General features: G+C 42.2%; 22 protein-coding genes. 5 read left to right on the top strand and 17 right to left on the bottom strand.

From position 1 onward, the window contains the following. Positions 1-32 precede the first annotated feature (32 nt). The 3 genes from IR173_RS09280 to IR173_RS09270 all read right to left on the bottom strand — a co-directional run bounded on the left by IR173_RS09280 (position 33) and on the right by IR173_RS09270 (position 3,496). Complete coding sequence (locus IR173_RS09280; RefSeq protein ID WP_262914288.1) at positions 33-485, bottom strand: helix-turn-helix domain-containing protein; 453 nt, start codon at positions 483-485, stop codon at positions 33-35. 1,206 nt (positions 486-1,691) lie between these two features. Continuing rightward, on the bottom strand, positions 1,692-2,708 hold the full coding sequence (gene holA / locus IR173_RS09275; protein WP_237039366.1) for a DNA polymerase III subunit delta: 1,017 nt from the start codon (positions 2,706-2,708) through the stop codon (positions 1,692-1,694). 11 nt (positions 2,709-2,719) lie between these two features. Next, on the bottom strand, positions 2,720-3,496 hold the full coding sequence (locus tag IR173_RS09270) for an AMP nucleosidase (RefSeq protein WP_005938774.1): 777 nt from the start codon (positions 3,494-3,496) through the stop codon (positions 2,720-2,722). Between the two features lie 56 nt (positions 3,497-3,552). Between IR173_RS09270 and IR173_RS09265 the strand changes: the two genes are divergently transcribed. Further along, the gene (locus IR173_RS09265) at positions 3,553-4,002 is read left to right on the top strand and encodes a type I restriction enzyme HsdR N-terminal domain-containing protein (protein ID WP_237039365.1); all 450 of its coding nucleotides are present in this window, start codon (positions 3,553-3,555) and stop codon (positions 4,000-4,002) included. Positions 4,003-4,111: 109 nt separating this feature from the next. On the opposite strand, the gene IR173_RS09260 is transcribed toward IR173_RS09265, so the two are convergent. Both IR173_RS09260 and IR173_RS09255 read right to left on the bottom strand, forming a co-directional pair. Then, the gene (locus tag IR173_RS09260; RefSeq protein ID WP_237039364.1) at positions 4,112-4,903 is read right to left on the bottom strand and encodes a zinc ribbon domain-containing protein; all 792 of its coding nucleotides are present in this window, start codon (positions 4,901-4,903) and stop codon (positions 4,112-4,114) included. Positions 4,904-4,911: 8 nt separating this feature from the next. Continuing rightward, complete coding sequence (locus IR173_RS09255) at positions 4,912-6,003, bottom strand: Nif3-like dinuclear metal center hexameric protein (RefSeq protein ID WP_237039363.1); 1,092 nt, start codon at positions 6,001-6,003, stop codon at positions 4,912-4,914. A 125-nt stretch (positions 6,004-6,128) separates the two neighbouring features. On the opposite strand from IR173_RS09255, the gene IR173_RS09250 reads away from it, so the two are divergent. Beyond that, positions 6,129-6,494: a hypothetical protein gene (locus IR173_RS09250; protein WP_237039362.1), complete on the top strand. Its 366-nt coding sequence runs from the start codon at positions 6,129-6,131 to the stop codon at positions 6,492-6,494. 82 nt (positions 6,495-6,576) lie between these two features. On the opposite strand, the gene IR173_RS09245 is transcribed toward IR173_RS09250, so the two are convergent. From IR173_RS09245 to kdsB, 12 genes are all read right to left on the bottom strand, one after another. Further along, on the bottom strand, positions 6,577-6,852 hold the full coding sequence (locus tag IR173_RS09245) for a hypothetical protein (protein WP_237039361.1): 276 nt from the start codon (positions 6,850-6,852) through the stop codon (positions 6,577-6,579). A gap of 26 nt (positions 6,853-6,878) precedes the next feature. Continuing rightward, positions 6,879-7,676 (bottom strand): ABC transporter permease, encoded by a 798-nt coding sequence (locus IR173_RS09240; protein WP_237039360.1) that lies wholly within the window; start codon positions 7,674-7,676, stop codon positions 6,879-6,881. 14 nt (positions 7,677-7,690) lie between these two features. Then, positions 7,691-8,311, bottom strand: a complete 621-nt coding sequence (locus tag IR173_RS09235) for an ABC transporter ATP-binding protein (RefSeq protein ID WP_237039359.1) — start codon at positions 8,309-8,311, stop codon at positions 7,691-7,693. 68 nt (positions 8,312-8,379) lie between these two features. Then, positions 8,380-9,870 carry a proline--tRNA ligase gene (proS, locus tag IR173_RS09230; RefSeq protein WP_237039358.1) on the bottom strand — a complete coding sequence of 497 codons (1,491 nt, stop codon included), beginning with the start codon at positions 9,868-9,870 and terminating at the stop codon, positions 8,380-8,382. An 87-nt stretch (positions 9,871-9,957) separates the two neighbouring features. After that, positions 9,958-11,109, bottom strand: a complete 1,152-nt coding sequence (locus IR173_RS09225; protein ID WP_237039357.1) for a DUF6057 family protein — start codon at positions 11,107-11,109, stop codon at positions 9,958-9,960. A 6-nt stretch (positions 11,110-11,115) separates the two neighbouring features. Then, complete coding sequence (locus IR173_RS09220; RefSeq protein WP_237039398.1) at positions 11,116-13,143, bottom strand: alpha amylase C-terminal domain-containing protein; 2,028 nt, start codon at positions 13,141-13,143, stop codon at positions 11,116-11,118. 37 nt (positions 13,144-13,180) lie between these two features. Further along, positions 13,181-13,621: a YhcH/YjgK/YiaL family protein gene (locus IR173_RS09215; protein WP_237039356.1), complete on the bottom strand. Its 441-nt coding sequence runs from the start codon at positions 13,619-13,621 to the stop codon at positions 13,181-13,183. A 34-nt stretch (positions 13,622-13,655) separates the two neighbouring features. Continuing rightward, complete coding sequence (locus IR173_RS09210; RefSeq protein WP_237039355.1) at positions 13,656-14,321, bottom strand: DUF2461 domain-containing protein; 666 nt, start codon at positions 14,319-14,321, stop codon at positions 13,656-13,658. A gap of 73 nt (positions 14,322-14,394) precedes the next feature. Further along, positions 14,395-15,183 (bottom strand): inositol monophosphatase family protein, encoded by a 789-nt coding sequence (locus tag IR173_RS09205; protein ID WP_237039354.1) that lies wholly within the window; start codon positions 15,181-15,183, stop codon positions 14,395-14,397. A gap of 4 nt (positions 15,184-15,187) precedes the next feature. Next, positions 15,188-16,306 (bottom strand): MORN repeat-containing protein, encoded by a 1,119-nt coding sequence (locus IR173_RS09200; protein ID WP_237039353.1) that lies wholly within the window; start codon positions 16,304-16,306, stop codon positions 15,188-15,190. A gap of 69 nt (positions 16,307-16,375) precedes the next feature. Further along, entirely contained in the window at positions 16,376-17,662 is a 1,287-nt protein-coding gene (locus tag IR173_RS09195; RefSeq protein ID WP_237039397.1) for a M16 family metallopeptidase, read from the bottom strand. Continuing rightward, complete coding sequence (kdsB, locus tag IR173_RS09190; protein WP_237039352.1) at positions 17,662-18,426, bottom strand: 3-deoxy-manno-octulosonate cytidylyltransferase; 765 nt, start codon at positions 18,424-18,426, stop codon at positions 17,662-17,664. The genes IR173_RS09195 and kdsB overlap by 1 nt, the downstream gene beginning before the upstream one ends. 77 nt (positions 18,427-18,503) lie before the next feature. Between kdsB and IR173_RS09185 the strand changes: the two genes are divergently transcribed. From IR173_RS09185 to IR173_RS09175, 3 genes are all read left to right on the top strand, one after another. Then, a complete protein-coding gene (locus tag IR173_RS09185; protein ID WP_237039351.1) occupies positions 18,504-18,902 on the top strand; it encodes a 2-amino-4-hydroxy-6-hydroxymethyldihydropteridine diphosphokinase in 399 nt (132 codons plus the stop codon). Positions 18,903-19,716: 814 nt separating this feature from the next. Next, on the top strand, positions 19,717-21,015 hold the full coding sequence (locus tag IR173_RS09180; RefSeq protein WP_237039350.1) for a TolC family protein: 1,299 nt from the start codon (positions 19,717-19,719) through the stop codon (positions 21,013-21,015). After that, positions 21,002-21,904 (top strand): HlyD family secretion protein, encoded by a 903-nt coding sequence (locus IR173_RS09175; protein ID WP_117462819.1) that lies wholly within the window; start codon positions 21,002-21,004, stop codon positions 21,902-21,904. Before IR173_RS09180 ends, IR173_RS09175 begins: the two co-directional genes overlap by 14 nt.

Genomic DNA, 21,904 nt, shown 5'->3' with positions numbered 1-21,904 from the left:
CAAAATACCTATATTATTTAGTAAAATGCGAGCTATTTTTCAGGGCGAAAGGTTTCATAAGTACCGTTATCGAAGAAAATTCTTATTTCAGTGATTTTTCTGGCAGGTCTCTCTATGTACTTAATCTCCTCACGCACAATCTCTTTAGGGGGTATAACAGAGGTTTTAACCTCAGTTTCCTTGCGATATTCAGATGCATTCGTCCCATTGGACGCAAATAATGAATTCTCGTCAAACAATGGACCGGGAAAACTGCCATTATTATCCGAGTCTACATCGGTCTCCATTTCTCCTTCGCCATAGAGAAGCCAATCCAAACTAATGTAATCACAAGCCTTGTGTATTTTCATGACTACCTCCAGGCTCGGATTATTCCTACCACTCAGGATATGAGAGAGAGAGGAAGGCGAAATTCCTATCTTATCTGCAAATTGCGCAGCAGTCATACCTTCTTTTTGGATGATTTGAGCTATTCTTTCCTTCATTTACAAAAGTAATAAGTCAGATTATATAGAGACAAAAGTAATTCTTATAATTCGGATTTGCAAATTTACAATACATAAATGCATAGTTTATATTTGTATTTACAAAATTTACATACTTAAACAATATTACATTTACAAGCGTAAATCACCATAAAACAGCAATAAATTCAACTTTAATTAACTGGATATAAAACACTCATTATATGATACTTATAAATTCAATATATATACTATTTACAAGTGAAAATATCGAAATGAGCAAGTTTTTTGTCCTTTCTTTATCAACCACTTTATAAACAGGTATAAAATAATTGGTTTTCAATGTATTATACACCCTATCATAGGCTTAAATAAATATGCATACACATTTATAACCTCACACTTTACAAGATAACACTCTCCTATTTACAATCATAAAATACAAGTTTGTAAATTTGAAAATTTACAAAATAGACTATATTTAATCCTGTTCACAATCCTATATTCATTGTTGAAAATACAAAAACTCGCCAATTGTGAATTTTAACGTCTGAAGAAGAGAAATATACCTCTGCATCTGACTTCGTAAGCCCTCGGTCCAACAGACATTTTACCGATACACACAAATATCCTCCTCACTCCAATAACGATAAAAATGACGATTTGGAATTTGCTTATTACAGTTTGCACGTACGTACGCATCGAGCAACACATACGGTGGCATCGGCCTGCACATATATACGCATCAGGCTACACGTACGTACGCATCGGCCTACACATATATATGTGTATTGATCTGGTTCCGTTATATCCTGTACCAAGATTTGATTAGTTTATCTCCCTCTCTTGGCAAACCGCTTTTTAGGTGGCATATTTGTCGCTCGCCAAACTTTAAAATAGAGAAATACTTCCATTTTCACGAACAACTTACCCACTTCTTACTAAATACGCGACTCTCAAGAAGCAAATTTCCATATAACTATCTAATTATAAATAAGATAAGCTTTATTTTCACTGTCAGCAGAAAGGATAATCTAGAAATTTGAAAGAGAAGATGCCTATCAGGATAGCCCCAACAGCATAAAGAAGAAAAAAGAGAATGAATATGTAAAATAATATCGATATGCAACAAAGGCAGTTAACAGGAAAAGAGATACTATAAAAAAACTCCCGATGTTCCCATCACAAAGAACATCGGGAGTTTCTTCCTCCCATCGACAGCTCTATCTAATGAAGAATTTTGTAAACAAGCTCCCGAAGTAACTCCCCATCCCCCAAAGAAGAATTTCCCACTCCTTTTGACTTGGCATCGCAGTAACGAATCTCACCAATTATCTGCATCACCTTCACCCCGCTATATTTTCTCATAGCAGCCATATAGTCTTTAGATTGCCAAGGAGATTTCAGCCCCAACTGAGCAGCAATACCTTGCTCCGACTTCTCGGGAGCATAATACGCCAGCATTAAATTAGAGAAGAAATTAAATAACACAGACAATGTCATCTGCAAAGGATTAGTCTTAGGATTCTCCTCAAAATATTTTATTATCTGGTTTGCCTTAAACACATCCTTTATGATTAAGGCATTTCTAAGCTCATAGTTATTATAATCCTTGCTTATGCCTATATTCTGCTCTATTTGCTCCGGCGTGATTCGTTTTTGCCCTTTAGGGAGAGTAATAATAAGTTTTTCCAATTCCCCTGCCATTCTACTCAAATCCGTACCGACAAACTCGGCCATCATTTCGGAGGCTTTCGGTTCAATCTCGATAGATTTACGCTTTAAATAAGAAGTGATAAAGCCTGCCAATTGAGCATCTTTTATCTTCTTTGATTCAAAAAGCACACCCACCTTCTCTATTTCAGCTGCCAATTTTTTTCTTCTGTCCAAAACCCCATGCTTATGGCACAGCACCAAAATAGTAGACTCCAAAGGTCTCTGCAAATAATAAGACAGTTCATCCATATTCTTTACACCCTGTGCTTCCTTTACTATGACAACCTGATATTTGGACATCATAGGATAGCGCTTGGCTGCATTGATAATGGTAGCTATATCCGTATCGGCACCATATATAATCGTTTGGTTGAATTCCTTTTCACTTTCATTTAACACCGTTTGAGCAATATACTCAGAGATTTTGTCTATATAATAAGACTCTTCTCCCATGAGATAATACACAGGTTTATAGATACGGTTTTTCAGGTCACGAGCTATTTCTTCGTAAGTGGTTTCTTTTGCCATAATGAGTAAAATTACCAGTCAAATTTCAAGTGCTTAACCGTCTTCTTTTCATCAATAATCATACGCATGGAAGCAATGCCAATCTCTACGTGCTCCTTCACGAACTGTTGCGTTACAATGTTGTCGCTCTTGTCAGTTTTCACCCCTTCCGGAATCATCGGTTGATCTGACACCAAAAGCAATGCACCGGTAGGAATATGATTATAAAAACCGGTAGTAAACAATGTGGCTGTCTCCATATCCACACACATGGCGCGAGTCTTAAGAAGATACTTCTTGAACTCTTCATCATGTTCCCAAATGCGCCGGTTAGTGGTATATACAGTCCCTGTCCAATAATCACGGGCATGATCACGAATGGCAGACGAAACAGCACGTTGCAACATAAATGCCGGTAATGCAGGAACTTCGGGCGGATAATAGTCATTAGAAGTTCCTTCTCCACGGATGGCAGCTATCGGCAGAATCAAATCGCCTAACTTATTTTTCTTATCTATCCCTCCACATTTTCCAAGAAAGAGACATGCCTTGGGCTGAATGGCACCCAGCAAATCCATAATAATGGCCGCATTAGGGCTTCCCATTCCAAAGTTAATGATGGTCATCCCCTCTGCACTGGCAGATATCATATTGGCATCACGTCCCAACACCGGAACGCCGAATTTCTCGGCAAACAACTCCACATATTTATTGAAATTGGTCAGAAGTATATACTCTCCGAAATCTTCCAGGCTTCTTTTTGTGTAGCGAGGAAGCCAGTTTGCTACAATTTCCTCTTTTGTTTTCATAATCTTTTGTATTTTTGTGCCGGTTATACCGGATTATACTTATGCAAATTTACTAAATGTTATCATTAAACTTACCATCCTACGAAGCTAAAATAGCACAGCGCAACGGAAAAAATGTTATTTTCGATACGCTCCGAAAAAGATATGTCGCCCTTACTCCCGAAGAATGGGTAAGACAGCATTTTGTTCACTTTCTGACGGATTATAAAGGTTATCCTAAAGGATTACTTGCCAACGAGATACAATTGGACTTGAACGGAACAAAGAAGCGTTGCGACACCGTGTTGTATGATAAGAATCTGAATGCAAAACTGATTGTGGAGTACAAAGCCCCCCATATAGAAATAACACAAGCGGTGTTTGACCAGATAACGCGCTATAACATGGTGCTGAGAGTGAAATATCTCATTGTGAGCAACGGTCTGAGCCATTATTGCTGCCAAATCGACTACGACACACAAAGTTACGTTTTCTTACCCGAAATTCCATCTTATTCCCAACTGTAGCAGGGGGAGAGAAATAGAGATAAAAATACGGATTGCACAAAACAGAACTGTCACATCGGTGACAGTAAGTTCCATGCAATCCGTTCAATATTAACAATAAATAAAAAACTTATTTCTTTACAGATTCCAAGTGTTGTTCTGCTACCACACCTGCCAATTCAGGGTCAATCATGATACGACCACAATATTCGCAAACGATAATCTTCTTACGCATACGGATATCCAACTGCTTCTGAGGCGGAATTTTGTTAAAACAACCACCGCAAGCATCGCGTTGTACATAAACGATACCCAAGCCATTACGAGAATTCTTGCGGATACGTTTAAATGCCTGCAACAAACGAGGTTCGATAGTAGTCTCAAGCACTTTAGCCTTTTCACGGAGCTTTTCTTCCTCCTGCTTGGTTTCAGAAACAATTTCTTCCAGTTCTGCCTTCTTTGCATCCAAGTCTTTCTTTCTTTCTTCCAAAGCCTCATTGCTTTGTTCGATTTCCTCATTCTTGGTCTTCTCAGCAGCTGTATATTCTTTAATACGCTTCTCACAGAGTTCAATCTCCAATGACTGGAATTCGATTTCTTTGGTTAGCACATCATATTCACGGTTATTGCGTACATTATCTTGCTGAGATTTATATTTCTCAACAGAGTTCTTAGCCGTTTCAATCTCAATCTTCTTTGTGGCAATGTTTGATTTCAGCTCTTCTATTTCAGCTTTTATCTTTTCGATACGGGTACTCAAACCTGCTACTTCGTCTTCAAGGTCTTGTACTTCAAGAGGAAGTTCACCTCTCAGTGTCTTAATCTTATCGATTTCGGACACCATGGTCTGCAACTGGTATAAAGCTTTCAACTTCTCTTCTACCGTCAATTCACTCGGGTCTTTCTTTGCTTCTCTAGCCATAGTTCTTCTTACAAATATTTAATGGGATTGGTGTTTACCCGCGTCATCTGGACTTCCAGTGCCGGAAACATTTCCCGTATGATTGAATAAAATATTTCTTTTGTATATTGTTCACTCTCATAATGCCCTATTTCAGCTATCAAAATATCATTCTCATAATTGAAATAGTCATGATACTTCACCTCACCGGTAATAAAAACATCTGCTTTACCGACCGCACGAGGCAATAAAAATGCGCCTGCTCCACCACATAAAGCTACAGTCCGAATCAGACGTCCCGATAAATGGGTATGCTTCACACACCCCACCTCAAAAGTTTTCTTGATGCTTTTCAGAAACTCCAGCTCCGTTTCGGGCTCCTCCAACTCTCCTATGATTCCGGCTCCCGCCTGAGCCCAATCGTTTTTCAACGGATAGAAATCAAATGCAGGCTCCTCATAAGGATGAGCATCCAGCAGAGCTTTTATGACAGTCGCCTTCTTAAAATCGGGAAGAATTGTCTCAATGCGTATTTCGGGCTCTTTATGCAGTTCGCCCACCTCTCCGCAAAATGGATTTGCCCCTTTCAACGCACGGAAAATCCCCTCGCCCTCCACATTATAACTACATGAATCATAGTTGCCTATACATCCACATCCGGCTTCTGCCAATGCTTTTCTTACTTCATCAGCTTGTGCACAAGGAACAAAAGTAACCAATTTCAGCAGACATTCCTGTTTAGGTTCGAGTATACGGATATTCTTCAAACCGATTTTCTCGGCAATCTTGAAGTTCACTCCACCCGGAGCATTATCCAAATTGGTATGAGCCGAATAAATAGCAATATCGTTCCTGATAGCTTTCAGGATACAACGTTCCACATAATCTCGTCCCGTAATCGATTTATATCCTTTGAAAATAAGCGGATGATGTGACACAATGAGATTGTATCCCAACATCACTGCTTCATCTACAACGGCTTCAGTAACGTCCAGACACAACAAAGCCCCTGTTGCTTCCGCTTCTGTCAGTCCGATTTGCAGTCCGGCATTATCAAAACCGTCTTGCAAAGGCAGAGGCGCGAACCTTTCAAGGGCACCAATTACTTCTTTAATTTTCATTCCTTTGAGAAAATTTGAATGCAAAGATACATTTTTTTCTTGATGAAACGAAAATAATCGAAGAAAATTTCTATATTTGTTCTCATCTCAAAGTATAAACCTTCTGAACCAACACTACTATATATATGACTATGCGAAGCATCACTTTATATTTTCTACTGGCAACCCTAACGATTGGACTACTGATGGGATGCGGAAACAAATCGTCCGACAAATCCCAGTCCAATTCCCGCATTTTGCTTTCGGGAATAAGTTATCCGGCAATGTCAGAAAACAATATAGTAGAGTTCAGCAAGTCTGATTTCACCACAGGAGCCATCCGTTCCATTGAACAGATTCCGCTTGACATGACAATCGAGAATCGGGAATTGGGTATCTATATCAAAGGAAATTATCTGCTTGTCGTGGTTTCTTTTCGGGATGTGCTACAGAAAATGATTCGGTTATATATCTTGTGGACTACTACGAAGACCATTTCCTGCATAAAATAATTCTGCGCAAAGGGTAATTTCGCTGAAAAGCAACGGCAGTAAACAAGTTTACGAGATAATAAAACCAATAAAACGTGCAAGATTATTTTCTCTGTTTGATAAACTTATTCTTTAGGGCATAACGCTCATCTACCACACGGTCGGTAGGAAAAAAAGTGAGATGGAGACGCCACTCCCCTTCCTGAAAAGTAAATTTCCGACCTGTGACACCCTGTCGTATCTGTATTATTTTCTCTTCGATAAACACTTCCAGCCCATTCAGTTCCGAACTTCCTTCACGCATGATGTCTGCGGTGATAAAAAAACCGGGAGTCTCCATTTTGGCTATCCTACACCATATTTGTTCTTTATCTGTCATATTGGAATAATATTTGTCAGAAGACCTTATTTTCGCTTTCCCTCTTTGTGCACTTGCAGCAAGCGACCGTAGGAATCAAAAGACTTTCGGGAAGCCAACATAATGGTAATCATCAGTGAAAGCATAGAGGAGGCAACAGTTATCACCACTATCATTATCTGATATTTAATGGCTACATGAGGCGAACTTCCACCTAATATCTGTCCAATCATAGTTCCGGGAAGTGCCACCAAGCCTGTCACAGCCATATTAGCTATACCGGGACTGAATGCTTTTATTAAAGCCTGACGAATGAAAGGGGCAATGGCCTCACTACGGGTAGCACCGTTGCCCAACAAGTAATAGTAAAGTTGTTGCTCGCGCTTCAAACCAGCATAGTAGGTATTAAGGCCAATCACGTTCACTCCCAGCATATTACCCATAATAATGCCGAATACTGGAATGAAATATTGAGCACTGAAGATGTTATCCAGTCGAAGTACGAATCCCAGGAAGTAAAGCCCCACCAATACCACTGTTACCAAGAAGCCCACGGAGATGGGAATCATTAGAATATGACGTTTCAGGTGAGTGCGGGTAACTGCAGTTTCGGCTGCCACGCCCACCATAATAATTACCCACAAGCAATTAATAAAAGGATTGTTCCACTCAAACAGAAAGCGGAGATAGACACCGATAAAAAACAACTGAATTATCATTCGCACGGCACCGGTTAGAATAGGTTTCAGTAGCCCCGTCTTAAAACGCCACAAGAAGTAAACAGGAATCAGTAAAAGCAACAATCCTACTCCCAGGCTGGTGTAATCTATATCTATCGTTCCCATCTATACACGTTTTATTATAGGTTAAATATATGGTCGCAACCGGCGGCAAACTGCTTATCGTGAGAGACCGCCAAAACTGTCATTCCCTTACCGCACAGGCTTTTAAAGAAATCTATCACACGCTCGCAAGAACTGGGGTCGAGTGCTGAGGTCGGTTCATCTACAATCAGTACCGATTTATTGAGCAACCCGGTAACTGCCAGCATAATCCGTTGCCTTTGTCCCCCCGACACCTCGTGCACACGCTTGTGGTAAAGCTCCTCTTCCAAGCCCAGCAAGGCAAAATTATCCAACAAATGCTCCATGCAAAAGCCTGTTTCGCGATTGGCTTTCAACTCGAAAGGCATACGCACCATATCACTTACCCATTCGGACGGCAGGGCAAGCTCTTGTGGAATCCATGCTATTTTCCGTCGGACGGAATCGGCACTTCGGGAAGTCATCTCTACCCCATCTACCCTGATAACTCCTTCATTTATAGGTACAAATCCCAGAATAGCCTTCAGTAATGAAGTCTTTCCACTGCCCGAGTCACCGCAAACGCAAACGCTCTCCCCCCGATTTACATGTAGGTTGAGGTGCCTGAAAAGCAACAAGTCGCCAAAGTTGATAGATAAATTTTCTACTTCAATCATTTCCCAAAGAATAAAAAGGTCGGTAGCATTCACTGCAGCCGACCTTCCCTATTTTTAGACTAAAAAAATCAATAAGCTCTAGCAAAGAGTACACGGCGAGCAGATGGTTTGCCGGTTACCATACATTTGCCCGGAGTAAGGCTTTCTTCATCTGCATCAAAAGGCAGACAACGGATTGTTGCCTTTGTCTCTTCTTTAATGCGGTCTTCCGTCTCAGGAGTTCCGTCCCAATGAGCCAAAATAAAACCGCCTTTTTCTATTTGTTCTTTAAACTCATCGTATGAATCCACCTTTACGATATGACTGTTACGATAGTTCAATGCTTTCTGATAGATGTTATTCTGAATATCTTCCAACAAGTTCTGCACGTACTCTTCGATACCGTCGCATGAACGAGTTTCTTTTTCCAACGTATCGCGGCGCATCACTTCCATGGTATTGTTTTCGAGGTCACGGCCGCCCATTACCAAACGGACGGGTACACCTTTAAGCTCGTAATCGGCAAATTTAAAGCCCGGACGCTTGTTGTCGGCGTTGTCATACTTCACCGAGATGCCCATCGCCTTCAGCTTCTTCACGATACCTTCTATCTTGGCATCAATCTTCTTCAGCATTTCGTCGTTCTTGTAAATAGGAACGATAACTACCTGAATCGGAGCCAAATGCGGTGGCAACACCAAACCGTTATCATCCGAGTGAGTCATAATCAACGCACCCATCAAACGAGTAGATACCCCCCATGAAGTGGCCCAAACATAATCCAGTTTATTATTCTTATCAACAAACTGAACATTGAATGCTTTTGCAAAGTTCTGTCCCAAGAAGTGAGAAGTACCGCATTGCAATGCTTTTCCGTCTTGCATCAGACCTTCGATGGTATAAGTATCAAGTGCGCCGGCAAAGCGTTCGTTGGCCGATTTCACACCCTTGACAACCGGAACAGCCATATATTTCTCTGCGAAATCACCATAAACATGCAGCATCTTTTGTGCTTCCGCTTCTGCTTCTTCACGAGTTGCATGGGCTGTATGACCTTCTTGCCACAAGAACTCTGCTGTGCGAAGAAACAAACGGGTACGCATTTCCCAGCGCATTACATTTGCCCATTGATTGCACAGGATGGGAAGGTCACGGTATGAGTTTATCCAGTTCTTATATGTACTCCAAATAATTGTTTCCGAAGTAGGACGGATAATCAGTTCTTCTTCCAGCTTAGCAGCCGGGTCAACAATAACTCCCGAACCATCTTCCGCATTCTTCAGTCGATAGTGAGTCACCACTGCACATTCTTTGGCAAAGCCCTCTACGTGTTCGGCTTCACGGCTAAGGTAGGATTTAGGAATCAGCAACGGGAAATAGGCGTTAACATGTCCTGTTTCTTTAAACATGTCGTCCAACTGACGCTGCATCTTTTCCCAAATGGCGTATCCGTAAGGCTTGATAACCATACATCCGCGCACAGGTGATTGTTCGGCCAAATCTGCCTTTACCACCAAATCATTATACCACTGAGAATAATTCTCGCTTCTTTTGGTAAGTTCTTTTAATTCTACTGCCATTGCTATATTGTTATTTTTACATTCCTTTTTAGAGTCTGCAAAAGTAGTAAAAAAGCATGGGAAAGTACCAATGATTTCCCAAAAATATTATTGATAACGGTAATACCACCAATAGGTATCGCCAAATTTGCGTCGCATACGGTTCTTCCGCTCTATCGGTGAAGTATATTCTTTTTGAAGTTTATCAAATTCTTGCAGACGTTGTATCATCAACGTATCATTCAATACACGTGGATAAGCAGGATGCGATTGCTTATAGAGCAGAATCGCCTCGCGGTAGTAACGGGGTAATGTATCTTGCTCAAAGAAGTTGTCTTCCACGACAGAAGCAAATCTATCAAGCTTTTTGTCGAGCAGCAGAGCGTTCAGATAATAATCCAATGCTGTATGTTTGCCCACCTCATCCCGGCAGATGCGAGCCAGAAAATCAGTCGTGCTTTCTGTGGCTCGCGGTTTGGCTCCCAAATAATTATACAAACTATCTGCATTCATCCGCAAAGTTTCTTGCGAAAACGAAGCAAACAACAATCCGTCCGAACCATAGTGTTGAGGATATTCAAACAAATGGTCTCCCATCGTTCCTTCACGTGACAGAGCGTATGTCCGAAGTACAGTCAGCGTACGGCTGGGATCTAACGATTCGTAACCCACTCTGCGTGCGACATTATAGTCCTTCTTGCGGATAGCACTTTCTATAGCCAGTTCGTGATGAAAGTTGATATCCGAATTGCCGATGCAAGCCGTCATCAGACACAGTGCCAACAAGATGGCCAGATTAGAGTTAATCAGTCCGACCACAGAGCCTTCATGGTCTAACCAATGACGTAGTATCCTTCGGAGAGCAAAAACGACTCCCACATATATAATAAGTAGAAGAGGCAGCAACCATAACCATTTATCCGCAAAATTTCCTCCGTGGTAAAGAGAATAATCCACATCCGTCAGCACACCTAGCAACAGACAGGAGGGAAAATACGAAAGTGACCTTACCGGACCTTTCAACCCCAACAAACCATTTATTCCCCATCTGAATATCAATAAAACAAGTGTAATGATAACGGCTCCCGCCAAAGGCGAATAATGGGTCTTTCCCTGAGACAACGAATAGTGCAATGCTCCCAATACATCATTCTGAAACAGATAGAGATATATGAAACTGAAAGCGGAGAAAAGAAGACCGCACGCACCCGTGAGGATGCGGACGGCTCTCTTATAGGATAAATTGGTATTGCTACTCATATAAAGTTATTCTTTCACTTTTTTCAAAACCACCGCCGAACGAGCCGGAATATACAGTTTCAGCCATTCTTTTCCTTCTCTTTTATAAAGAGGGTCAAAGTTGGTCAGATGACGTATGCTATCGTCTGCCAGGCCAAAACCTCCAAACTCTTTCGCATCGGTATTGAGAACTACCTCGTATGCCCCGTAAGGAACCAGGAAGCCGTAATCCGTAAACGACTGAGTCGGGCTGAAATTGAATACGAAGATATTATTTTTACGACGGTATGCCAATACTTGGTCATTGTCATTATGCCATATTTCAATCACCGGAGCGTCCTGTATGTTTTTCATTTCTCTGAGAGTGTGTATCATGGCCGAATCAAAATCACCCAAGTAATGGTAACACAGGTCTTTATTATCTACCAAGTTCCATTGGCGGCGTGCATATTTGTGTGACCATCCGTTACCCTCACGCGGGAAGTCAATCCATTCAGGATGACCGAATTCATTGCCCATAAAGTTCAGATAACCGCCATTGATGGTAGATGCCGTCAACAAGCGAATCATCTTATGCAGGGCAATACCGCGATGCACGTTATAATTTTCGTCCCCTTTCTGGAAATGCCAATACATATCGGCATCTATCAGACGGAATATAATTGTTTTGTCTCCTACCAAAGCCTGATCGTGACTTTCGGCATACGAAATAGTTTTCTCGTCTTTGCGGCGGTTGGTCACTTCCCAGAACATACTGCTCGGTTTCCAGTCTTCGTCTATCTTTTCTTTGATTGTCTTAATCCAATAATCAGGAATATTCATAGCCATACGGTAATCGAAGCCGTATCCTCCGTCTTGATAAGGTGCAGCCAGTCCCGGCATACCCGATACTTCTTCAGCAATAGTAATAGCTTTGGAGTTCACCTGATGAATCAGCTTATTGGCCAAGGTCAGATAACAAATTGCGTTATCGTCCTGATTACCGTTAAAGTAATCACCATAATTACAGAATGCTTCACCCAAACCGTGACTGTAATACAGCATGGAAGTCACACCATCAAAACGGAAGCCATCGAAATGAAACTCTTCCAACCAATATTTACAGTTGGACAACAAGAAATGTATAACCTCATTCTTGCCGTAATCGAAGCACAATGAATCCCATGCCGGATGTTCACGACGCGCACCGGGATAGAAGTATTGATTCGGGTCTCCGGCAAAGTTGCCAAGTCCTTCCACTTCATTCTTAACGGCATGAGAGTGAACGATATCCATAATAACAGCGATACCCATTCTGTGAGCTGTATCAATCAGTTCTTTCAGTTCTTCGGGAGTACCAAAACGAGAAGATGGAGCAAAGAAACTGGATACATGATAGCCGAAACTTCCATAGTAAGGATGTTCCTGAATAGCCATAATCTGAATACAAGTATAGCCATCAGCCGCTACTCTAGGCAATATTTTTTCGCGGAATTCGTTATAAGTACCTACCCTCTCCTCATTCTGGGCCATACCAATGTGACATTCATAAATCATCAATGGATCTATTTTGGCACGGAATACCTTTTTTCTGAATTTATAAGGTTTTTCCGGCGCCCAAACCTGAGCACTGAATATCTTTGTCTGTTCATCCTGAACGACACGAGTGGCCCAAGCGGGAATACGCTCGCCTTCACCACCGTGCCAACGGACTTTCAATTTATACAAATCACCATGCTTTACGGCATTAGGATTGAGTTCCACTTCCCACACTCCCGGAGAGTTCTTCACACGATACATCCGAAAATCACCGTGTTCTTTCCAATCATTGAAATCTCCAATAATATAGATTTCTTTCGCATTCGGTGCCCATTCGCGGAACGCCCATCCCCTTTTAGTACGGTGCAGACCGAAATAAAGATAACCGGTCGCAAAGTCAGAAAGTGTTGATTTACCGTTTGTCAATTCAAGTTCTTTGTCGATTGCGTGCTGGTGACGTCCTTCAATGGCAGCCGAATAAGGTTCCAGCCATGGATCACTTTCGATAATTCCTAATTTGGGAGTTGTATTTTCCATAATATGATAATTAATACTGTTAGTCATTTCTTTTATTTTATACCAATATTTTTACGATTACTTTTTTCACGCCATCCGGTGTAATTCCCGGCGCATGCGCGTCTTGAGGAAAGAAGATTGCAAACATTCCCGGCTTTACAGGGATATAGCTTTCCGCCAATCCTTGGTAAAAAGAAATATCTTTATCAGCATTATATTCAGTTTCAGGCAAATCCTCGCGCGGAGTGTATCCCATTACTTCTACTCCCGACAAAGGCATCTGTATATCAATGAAACGATTATGCGTTTCCAATTTAGCTTCTTCTTTAGTTTTGGGGTTGGTTTGCGAAAAGTTAACCACCAGGTCATCACCCTGAAGTTTTACTTTTCCCAATTCCTGAGCATTCAAATTGGTTGTCTTCAAAAACTTGATTGCCTCTGCAAACAAGGGATTTAATGAAGCATACTTTTCCAAATTTTCAAATTTGTCTACTACCATAATTTTATATTTTGATGGTTAATATTACTCTCTATCATTCAAAATCGTCAATGGTGAAGTTCGTGAAATCAGCAAAACGCTTCAACTGCTTGAAGACGTCCTCCACGTTATCCATCAGGTGGGGTGCCATGAAAAACTCATCGGGCACCATGTAAGCGCACGTAAACTCCTTGCACTTCAGATAATCTATATATTCAAAATCTTTAGGGAATCCTTTAGGAGCTGTTTTCAGATGTGTTTCGCCGATAACCGGGAAATAGCGCTTGAAAGCAGGGTCTTCTACAATGGCTCTATACTCCTCTATATTATCATATACCGCCTGTCTAACGGCTTTCAGCACTTTAGAATCGAGACAAAGACTCCCTCCCGCAAGCATACTGTGCCCATTTTCCAGATGAAGGTAATAGCCGCAATGATCCGATTTCTTGCCATGGGCATTGATATAGCCGCCGAAATGTATTTTGTAAGGAGTCTTATCCGCCGAAAAACGAGTATCGCGATAAATACGGTAAGTGCAGTCCTTGGCTTCTATACCTCGGATACTATCATCAAACAAAGAGATTCGGGCGATAACAGCTGTCAATAATTGTTCAAATTCAGCCTGCGCTCTCAAATACTCTTCTTTATGCGCCTGAAACCACTCACGGTTGTTGTTTGCAGCCAGTTCCTTTAAAAATTGAAAGATAATAGATATATCCATGTTCTATTTGTCACACGTTTACTTGACAAATATACGATATATATTTGTAACGAACTAGAAAAAAGCAAAGTATTTATCTTTTTCTTACTATCTTCAAAAATTCATTATGCAGCTTTCCATTGGTTGCAAGCACCTCACGGCCGTTATAGAAGTCTTCTCCTCCACTGTAATCGGTCACTTTTCCACCTGCATTCATCAAGATTATTGAACCGGCAGCAATATCCCATGGGCCAAGTAGCCCTTCTATACGGGCTTCAAAACGTCCGGCTGCCACATAGCACAGTTCTGCAGCCGCAGCCCCCTGAAGACGAAGGCCGCCCACATTACCATAAAGTGTATGCACTATATGTTCGGCTAGCGGCTTATAAGATTGAGAATTATACGGAAAGCCTAACGCAACGAAAGCCTCATCCATGTCTGCTATATCCGACACACGGATTTCTCTGCCATTCAGATAAGACGGCGAGCCTTTGTATGTCCAGTAGAGTTCGTCACGACACACTTCATATACCACTCCTACCAGCAATTCTTCTCGGTTTCTCAAAGCAATACTGACACAGTAGGGCGCATTATTATGGATAAAGTTAGTGGTTCCGTCCAGCGGATCTACCAACCAGCAATACTCTTCATCAGTCAGACTGCCTGAACCTTCTTCGGCAATGAAGCCCGCTTCGGGTAGCAATTCGCGCAATTGCGCTACAATTCTGCGCTCCGATTCCTTGTCCACATAAGACACATAATCATGGGCGTTCTTCTTTTCCACTCTGCCACGGTCGAAACTGCTACGCTCATTGCGAAGAAAAGCACCCCCTTGGAGTGCTATTTCACGTACTTTTTTGGTAATTTGTTCTAAGTCTAACATATTCTTATTTTTGAGAGGCATCCAATGTTCCAAATTTATATACGCCTTTACGGATAATCTTTCCGTCTTTATCTGTTTCGACAAAAGCGCCGTGTTTCTTTCCCTGTTTGAAGAATCCGTCAAAACGTACGCCGTTTTTATCCACCAGCACACCTTTGCCATCTTCCTTCCCTTTAGAGAAATGGCCTTTATAACAACTTCCGTCTTTCATTTGGAGGACTCCTTCACCATCAGCCATATTGTTCTTCCAGTCGCCTTCATATTCATCGCCGTTGGCCCAAACATAATGACCTTTGCCATTACGCTGGTTATTAACCCATTGACCATCATACACAGCACCGTTTGCCCAGGTAAATGTACCTGTTCCGTGTTGTTCCCCATTTTTGAATGTGCCGACATACTTATCACCGTTTTTATGATAATAAATGCCCTCACCTGTACGCTCGCCATCTACATAATCACCTTCATAACGGTCTCCGCTATGGAAATAATAAATGCCTTTGCCATCCTGCACATCTGTTTTCCAATCGCCTACGTATTTATCGCCATTTACATATACAAAGGTACCTTTTCCGTCACGCATATCATCCTTCCATTGTCCTTCGTATTTTGATTTATCGGGCCATACCATCGTACCTTCACCGTTTTTCTTATCATTCTTCCACTCACCCACGTATTGCGCGCCGGCTTTCCACGTATAAGTGCCTTTTCCGCTGCGCTGGTCTTGAAACCAATTGCCTACATAGATGTCGCCATTATAATAATACATCGTACCCTCGCCTTGCTGGTAATCGGTGTACCACATACCTTCATAACGATTGTTGTTCATAAAATAGAAAGTGCCGTTACCGTGCTGCTGGTCCTGATACCACTGTCCCACGTATTTCTCTCCGTCGTGAAATGTATAGGTTCCGTCACCTTCACGCTTTCCTTTTATATACTGACCTTCATAAATGTCGCCATTCTTGAAGACTGTTTTTCCTTTTCCGTTAGGCTTACGGCCTTTCAGTTCTCCTGTATACTCGCTCCCATCCTTAAAAGAATAGTTGCCTATCTTTATTTGGGCGGTAGCCATTGTGCTGACCGAAGCCAAAATCAATAATATATATGCGTATTTCTTCATTGGTTCGTTTCTAGATAATAGATAAGACAAGTCAAAGATACTACTTTCTGCTTTCAGCGTTGCAGGTTATTACACTTTTTTACCCGCAACGACCTCTATTAAGTTTTCTTTGCAGAAGTACGCCTGTGCCAATCTCTGTATTTCCTCCCTCGTGATTCCACGGATGGCATCCAGCGAACGGATAAAGAACTTATCGTCCAGCCCTGCCGTTTCAATATAAATCCATGCATCCGACAGTGAGAACGGACCTTCATACGAACGACATAAATCGCCCAGCATGTAGTTCTTCACCATCTCCAGTTCACCCTGCGGCACCAATTCATTGCAGAGTTTATCCATTTCACGATAAACTTCGACAATAATGGAATTAATGTATTCATTCGCCGCTTCGGTACTGATAATTAAAATACCGGTATCGGGATAAGATACGATTCCCGCCCCAATGCCGTAAGTATATCCTTTATCTTCACGAATGTTAGACATCAACCGACTGCCAAAGTAACCTCCGAACAAAGTCACCATCACTCTTGCTTTCAAAAAATCAGGGTGCTGGCGGTCCATTACAAAACTTCCCATTTTGAGGGAGCTTTGCAAAGCATCTTCACGCTCGACAAAGAGATGTTTTTCTGAAGTGGTTCGGGGTGCCACCGCCTGCATCACAGGCTTGTCCTTCACCTCTCCCCAGGCATCATCGCCCAGGTTCTCTTCGATACTCCGGATAATATCAGGAGTGACTTTCCCTGATATATAGACCGAACAATTGCCCGAATGATAGTATTTCTGATAAAACTCGCGCAACACTTCAGGAGTAATACGGTCGTAATCTTCGGCCACCGCATAGCGTCCGAAAGGATGTTCCGCACCGAACAAAGCACGGTTTAATTGTTTACGGGCAATCATTTCCACACGCGTACTATTGACCAGGAACTGCTGCTTGTTGGTGTCTGCGACTACCGAAAGTTCCTTTGCCGGGAAAAGCGGGGCTTTCACCATTTCAGCAATGACAGACAAGGTACGAGAGAAATACTTATTTAATGAATAAAGTGTGATAAAACCATAATTCACTGAAGAAGAAAGCTCCAGCCAAGCCCCATAATAATCCAGCTTTTCGGCAATTTGTGCCGAAGTCATACGTCCTGTTCCCTCACGCAACATACGATTAGTGAACATAGCCTGCAAAGGCTGTTCCTGATGCCATTGTCCGCCACCAATCAACAAATCGAAACGGACAACATCTTCTGTTCCGGCATTGATAATATTCAGCGGCATGCCGTTTTTCATCACTCTCCGTTCCGGAAGTGCGATACTGAATTCGCTTAATTGGCGAATAGGCGGCGGAGTCGTTCTGTCTAAAATCATGCGTTCTTTGCCTCCTGTCGGTTTAAGAATTCTTCTGCACGCGCCAAATCCTGAGGAGTATCAATACCTATCGTTTCCACCTCACTGATACCTACCTTAATTGTATAGCCGTTCTCCAACCAACGAAGCTGCTCCAACGATTCCGCCAGTTCCAGTGAAGACTGCGGAAGAGAGGTTATTTCCTTCAGCACATCAGCACGATAAGCGTAAAGACCGATATGCTTGTAATAGGTGTGTCCGGCCAGCCAATCCTGCTTTTCGGCATTACGCTGATAAGGGATAATAGAGCGGCTGAAGTACAACGCGTTCATATTCTTGTTGACTACCACCTTGGGAGAGTTCACATTCTCCAATGCCGCAAAACCGTCTTCGGGAGTGAAAGGTTTCACCAAAGTGGCAATCTGCGTTGAGGCGTCATCAAAACAAGCCTTGACAGCCTCCAGTTGCGAACGCTGGATAAAGGGTTCATCACCCTGAATATTGACGACAACATCATATCCCTGCCCCACTTTGGTAAACGCTTCGTAACACCGGTCTGTACCACTTTTATGATGAACAGAAGTCATAATGACCTTGCCTCCGAAAGCCTTTACTGCAGCTTCAATGCGCTCGTCGTCCGTAGCCACGTAAGCCTCATCCAAGATGCCGGCCACTTGTTCATAAACTCTTTGAATCACGGGTTTGCCTCCCAAAAGGGCTAAAGGTTTAGCCGGAAAACGTGTAGAGGCGTATCTTGCAGGAATAATTCCGATAAATTTCATGGTTCCATTTCTTTTATATAATCATGCAAAAGTACAAAAACATTTCTTACTTTTGCAGCATTAATGCAATAAATGTTATGAACGAACACTACTGTTTGCTTTGCATGGGCTCTAACACAAACCGTTTCACACAACTTTCGGATGCACGAAAAGCGCTGAGTGAAGCCTTCCCCGATATTCATTTCGGCGAACTTATGGAAACAGAAGCCATCGGAAGCGGATTTCATTCTCCTTTCAGCAATCAGTTGGCCAGCTTCACCACAGCACTGTCACCGGGAGCGGTTCATGATTTATTCAAAGTATTGGAACATCGGAGCGGACGCCTCTCTACAGATAAAGCGGCCGGAATTGTTAAACTGGATATTGACCTGCTGATGTATGATAATGTCGTGCTAAAACCGGAAGATATGAAACGGGAATACATCAAACAAGGGCTAACCAAACTTAGAGCCTGTTTAAATTTTCCTCAATACTAATCTTATAGTTGCCAAACTGACCATTTCTTCCGGAGACAAACGGACCAAATCCCGGCACAGAATATAGACGGAACCTGACACAATGACATATATACGTGCAGGCTTATGCGTACGTACGTGTAGCCCGATGCGTATATACGTGTGGGCTTATGCCACCGTATGTGTAGACCGATGCCTACGTACGTGTTTTTTAAGAATATACAGCTCACACTGAATGTTGCAAAAAGACCTTTGTGTTTTCCAAAAAGCTCGGTATGTTTTCTAAAAAGCTCTTTATGTTTTCAAAAAACCTCAGCACCTTTTTAAGAAAGCCCGGCATGTTTTTCATGCAGTGGCGGGTGAGATTATCCCCTCATTAAGCCGCTCATCACCTCTTTTCCGTTCATCCTTACATTTTAATTAAAACATTCAGATAATCAATCGGTTAAGAATGACAGTACATCCCCTCATCCTCCCTTCATCCGTGCTTTTCAAGTCCCTTCACAATCTGCCTTCAGCAATTCCCTGTGTACTCCGTTTTTTACAAGGAACGCCCCCACTGATACAGAAGCTTTGTAATAAAAAGACTTCAGCCATTTTTAAACAAGGCTCTAAAAGATAAAAAAACTTATTTCTACCTTTCTCCCCTCTTTTTCTCTTGATTATTCAAATTATTCCAAATACATTTGCGCTTACCGACAATGCTGTTAAAAACACTCCTCAAATTCAAGTTGGCGGCAAAAGACCTTGAACAATCCTTGAACCAAGACTATCATCAGTACCTTGAACGAAGGAAACAAGAAAATGTAGAAACCATATAAAGCAGACTAAGGATATGAAAAATTTATTCATTTTGGCAAGCTTTCTACTTATCCTCCCGACCGCCATGTTATGGGCTCAGGGACTGACCTTGGAAGAGTGCCAGCAACAGGCCCGAGAGCACTATCCTTTAATAAAGCGATACGGATTGATTGAGAAAACAAAGGAATATAATATTTCCAATGCTAATAAAGGGTATCTGCCACAACTGTCGTTATCAGCCAAAGCCAGCTACCAATCAGAAGTGACGGAAATTCCTTTCGACTTACCTGGAATCGACATTCGTGGGATGCGTAAAGACCAGTATCAAGCCATGCTCCAACTGGACCAAGTAGTGTGGGACGGAGGGAATATACATGCACAAAAAGCTGTCACCCGCGCTGCATCCGAGGCAGACAAGCAGAAGTTGGAAGTAGATATGTATGCTATCAACGAAAGGGTCAATCAATTGTTTTTCGGTATTCTGCTTTTGGAAGAACAGCTGAATCAAAATCAATCCATGCAAGAAGAGTTGCAACGGAATTACGATAATGTAAAAGCATATATGGCAAACGGAATAGCCAACCAAGCTGATTTGGATGCCGTTAAAGTGGAACAACTGAATACCATCCAACAACGCCACGCCCTCGAAGCCTCCCATCGCGCTTATTGCGATATGTTACAGACAATGATGAACCATCGTGCCCCCCTCACCCGAAACACGTTGAAAAAGCCGAGGGTTGATACCTTATTATATAGAGGTGAACCTTATACTCCGGAGTTAATACGACGGCCCGAACTGAACCTCTTTGCCGCACAAAACAATCAGTTGGAAGCCCGCCGCAAATTACTTTCTGCCAAAAATCTTCCCCGGCTGGGCTTGTTCGTACAAGGTGCTTATGGTAATCCGGGACTGAATATGCTGAAAAATGAATTTTCAGCCTACTACGTGGCCGGTGTCCGTCTTTCGTGGAATTTCGGCAATCTATATACCCGTCGCAATGAATTCCATCAAATCGCCCTCGACCAAGAAAATGTGAACGTACAGAAAGAAACTTTCTTATTCAACACTCATCTTGAGGTCACTCAGAACAACAGCGAAATCAGAAAGCTCCGCGAGTTGATGAAAAACGATGATGAAATCATTGCCTTACGAAACAACATAAAGAAATCGGCACAGGCAAAGGTAGCAAACGGCACACTGACCGTCACCGAAATGCTGCGCGAGGTAACCGCCGAAGACTCGGCCAAGCAGGAAAAGGTATTGCATGAGATACAACTGTTATCGGCTATTTACGAACTTAAAAATACAACCAACCAATATGAAAACAAATAAATATTATCTTTTATTCGCAGCCACTCTCCTTGTATTGACATCCTGCGGAAACGGTAAAGGAGACTATGATGCATCCGGTACCTTTGAGGCTACCGAAGTCATTGTGTCGGCCGAAGGCAATGGAAAATTGCTGCAATTCAATGTGGAAGAAGGCATGCGACTGAAAGCCGGAAAAGAGGTAGGATATATCGACACTTTACAACTTTACCTGAAAAAATTGCAATTGCTGGCAAGCGGTAAGGCCGTTGCCCATAAAAGTATGGATATCAATAAGCAGATTGCTGCTACCAGAGAGCAAATCAGCAAAGCGGAATATGAGAAAAAGCGTACGGAAAACTTGCTGAAAGAGAATGCCGCCACACAAAAGCAGATAGATGATATCGACTCCCAGATAGCTGTTCTGCAAAAGCAACTGGAAGCACAGATTTCTACGCTCCAACGGGGAAACGCCAGTGTCACGGAAGAGAGTTCTGCTTATGAAATCCAAGTGGCACAACTGGAGGACCAATTGAACAAATGCCGTATCAGCAGTCCCATTAACGGAACCGTATTGGCTAAATATGCCGAAACCGGAGAACTCGCCATATCAGGCAAACCTCTTTTTAAAGTAGCCGACATACAGAATATGTTTCTACGTGCCTACATCACCGCCGACCAGCTCTCACAACTGAAGCTGGGCGACAAAGTGAAAGTATTCTCCGACTTGGGTGACGACGACCGACGTGAATACGAGGGAGTCATTACCTGGATTTCGGACAAATCGGAGTTTACCCCAAAAACCATTCAGACCAGAGATGAACGTGCCAACTTGGTTTATGCTATCAAGATAGCAGTCAAGAATGACGGTTATCTAAAAATCGGTATGTATGGAGAAATAAAAAAAGAGTAA

Source organism: Phocaeicola faecalis (genome assembly GCF_021730445.1).
GTDB classification, from domain to species: domain Bacteria; phylum Bacteroidota; class Bacteroidia; order Bacteroidales; family Bacteroidaceae; genus Phocaeicola; species Phocaeicola faecalis.
The sequence above is the reverse complement of the archived record's forward strand: the minus strand, read 5'-3'. Positions and strand labels throughout refer to the sequence as shown.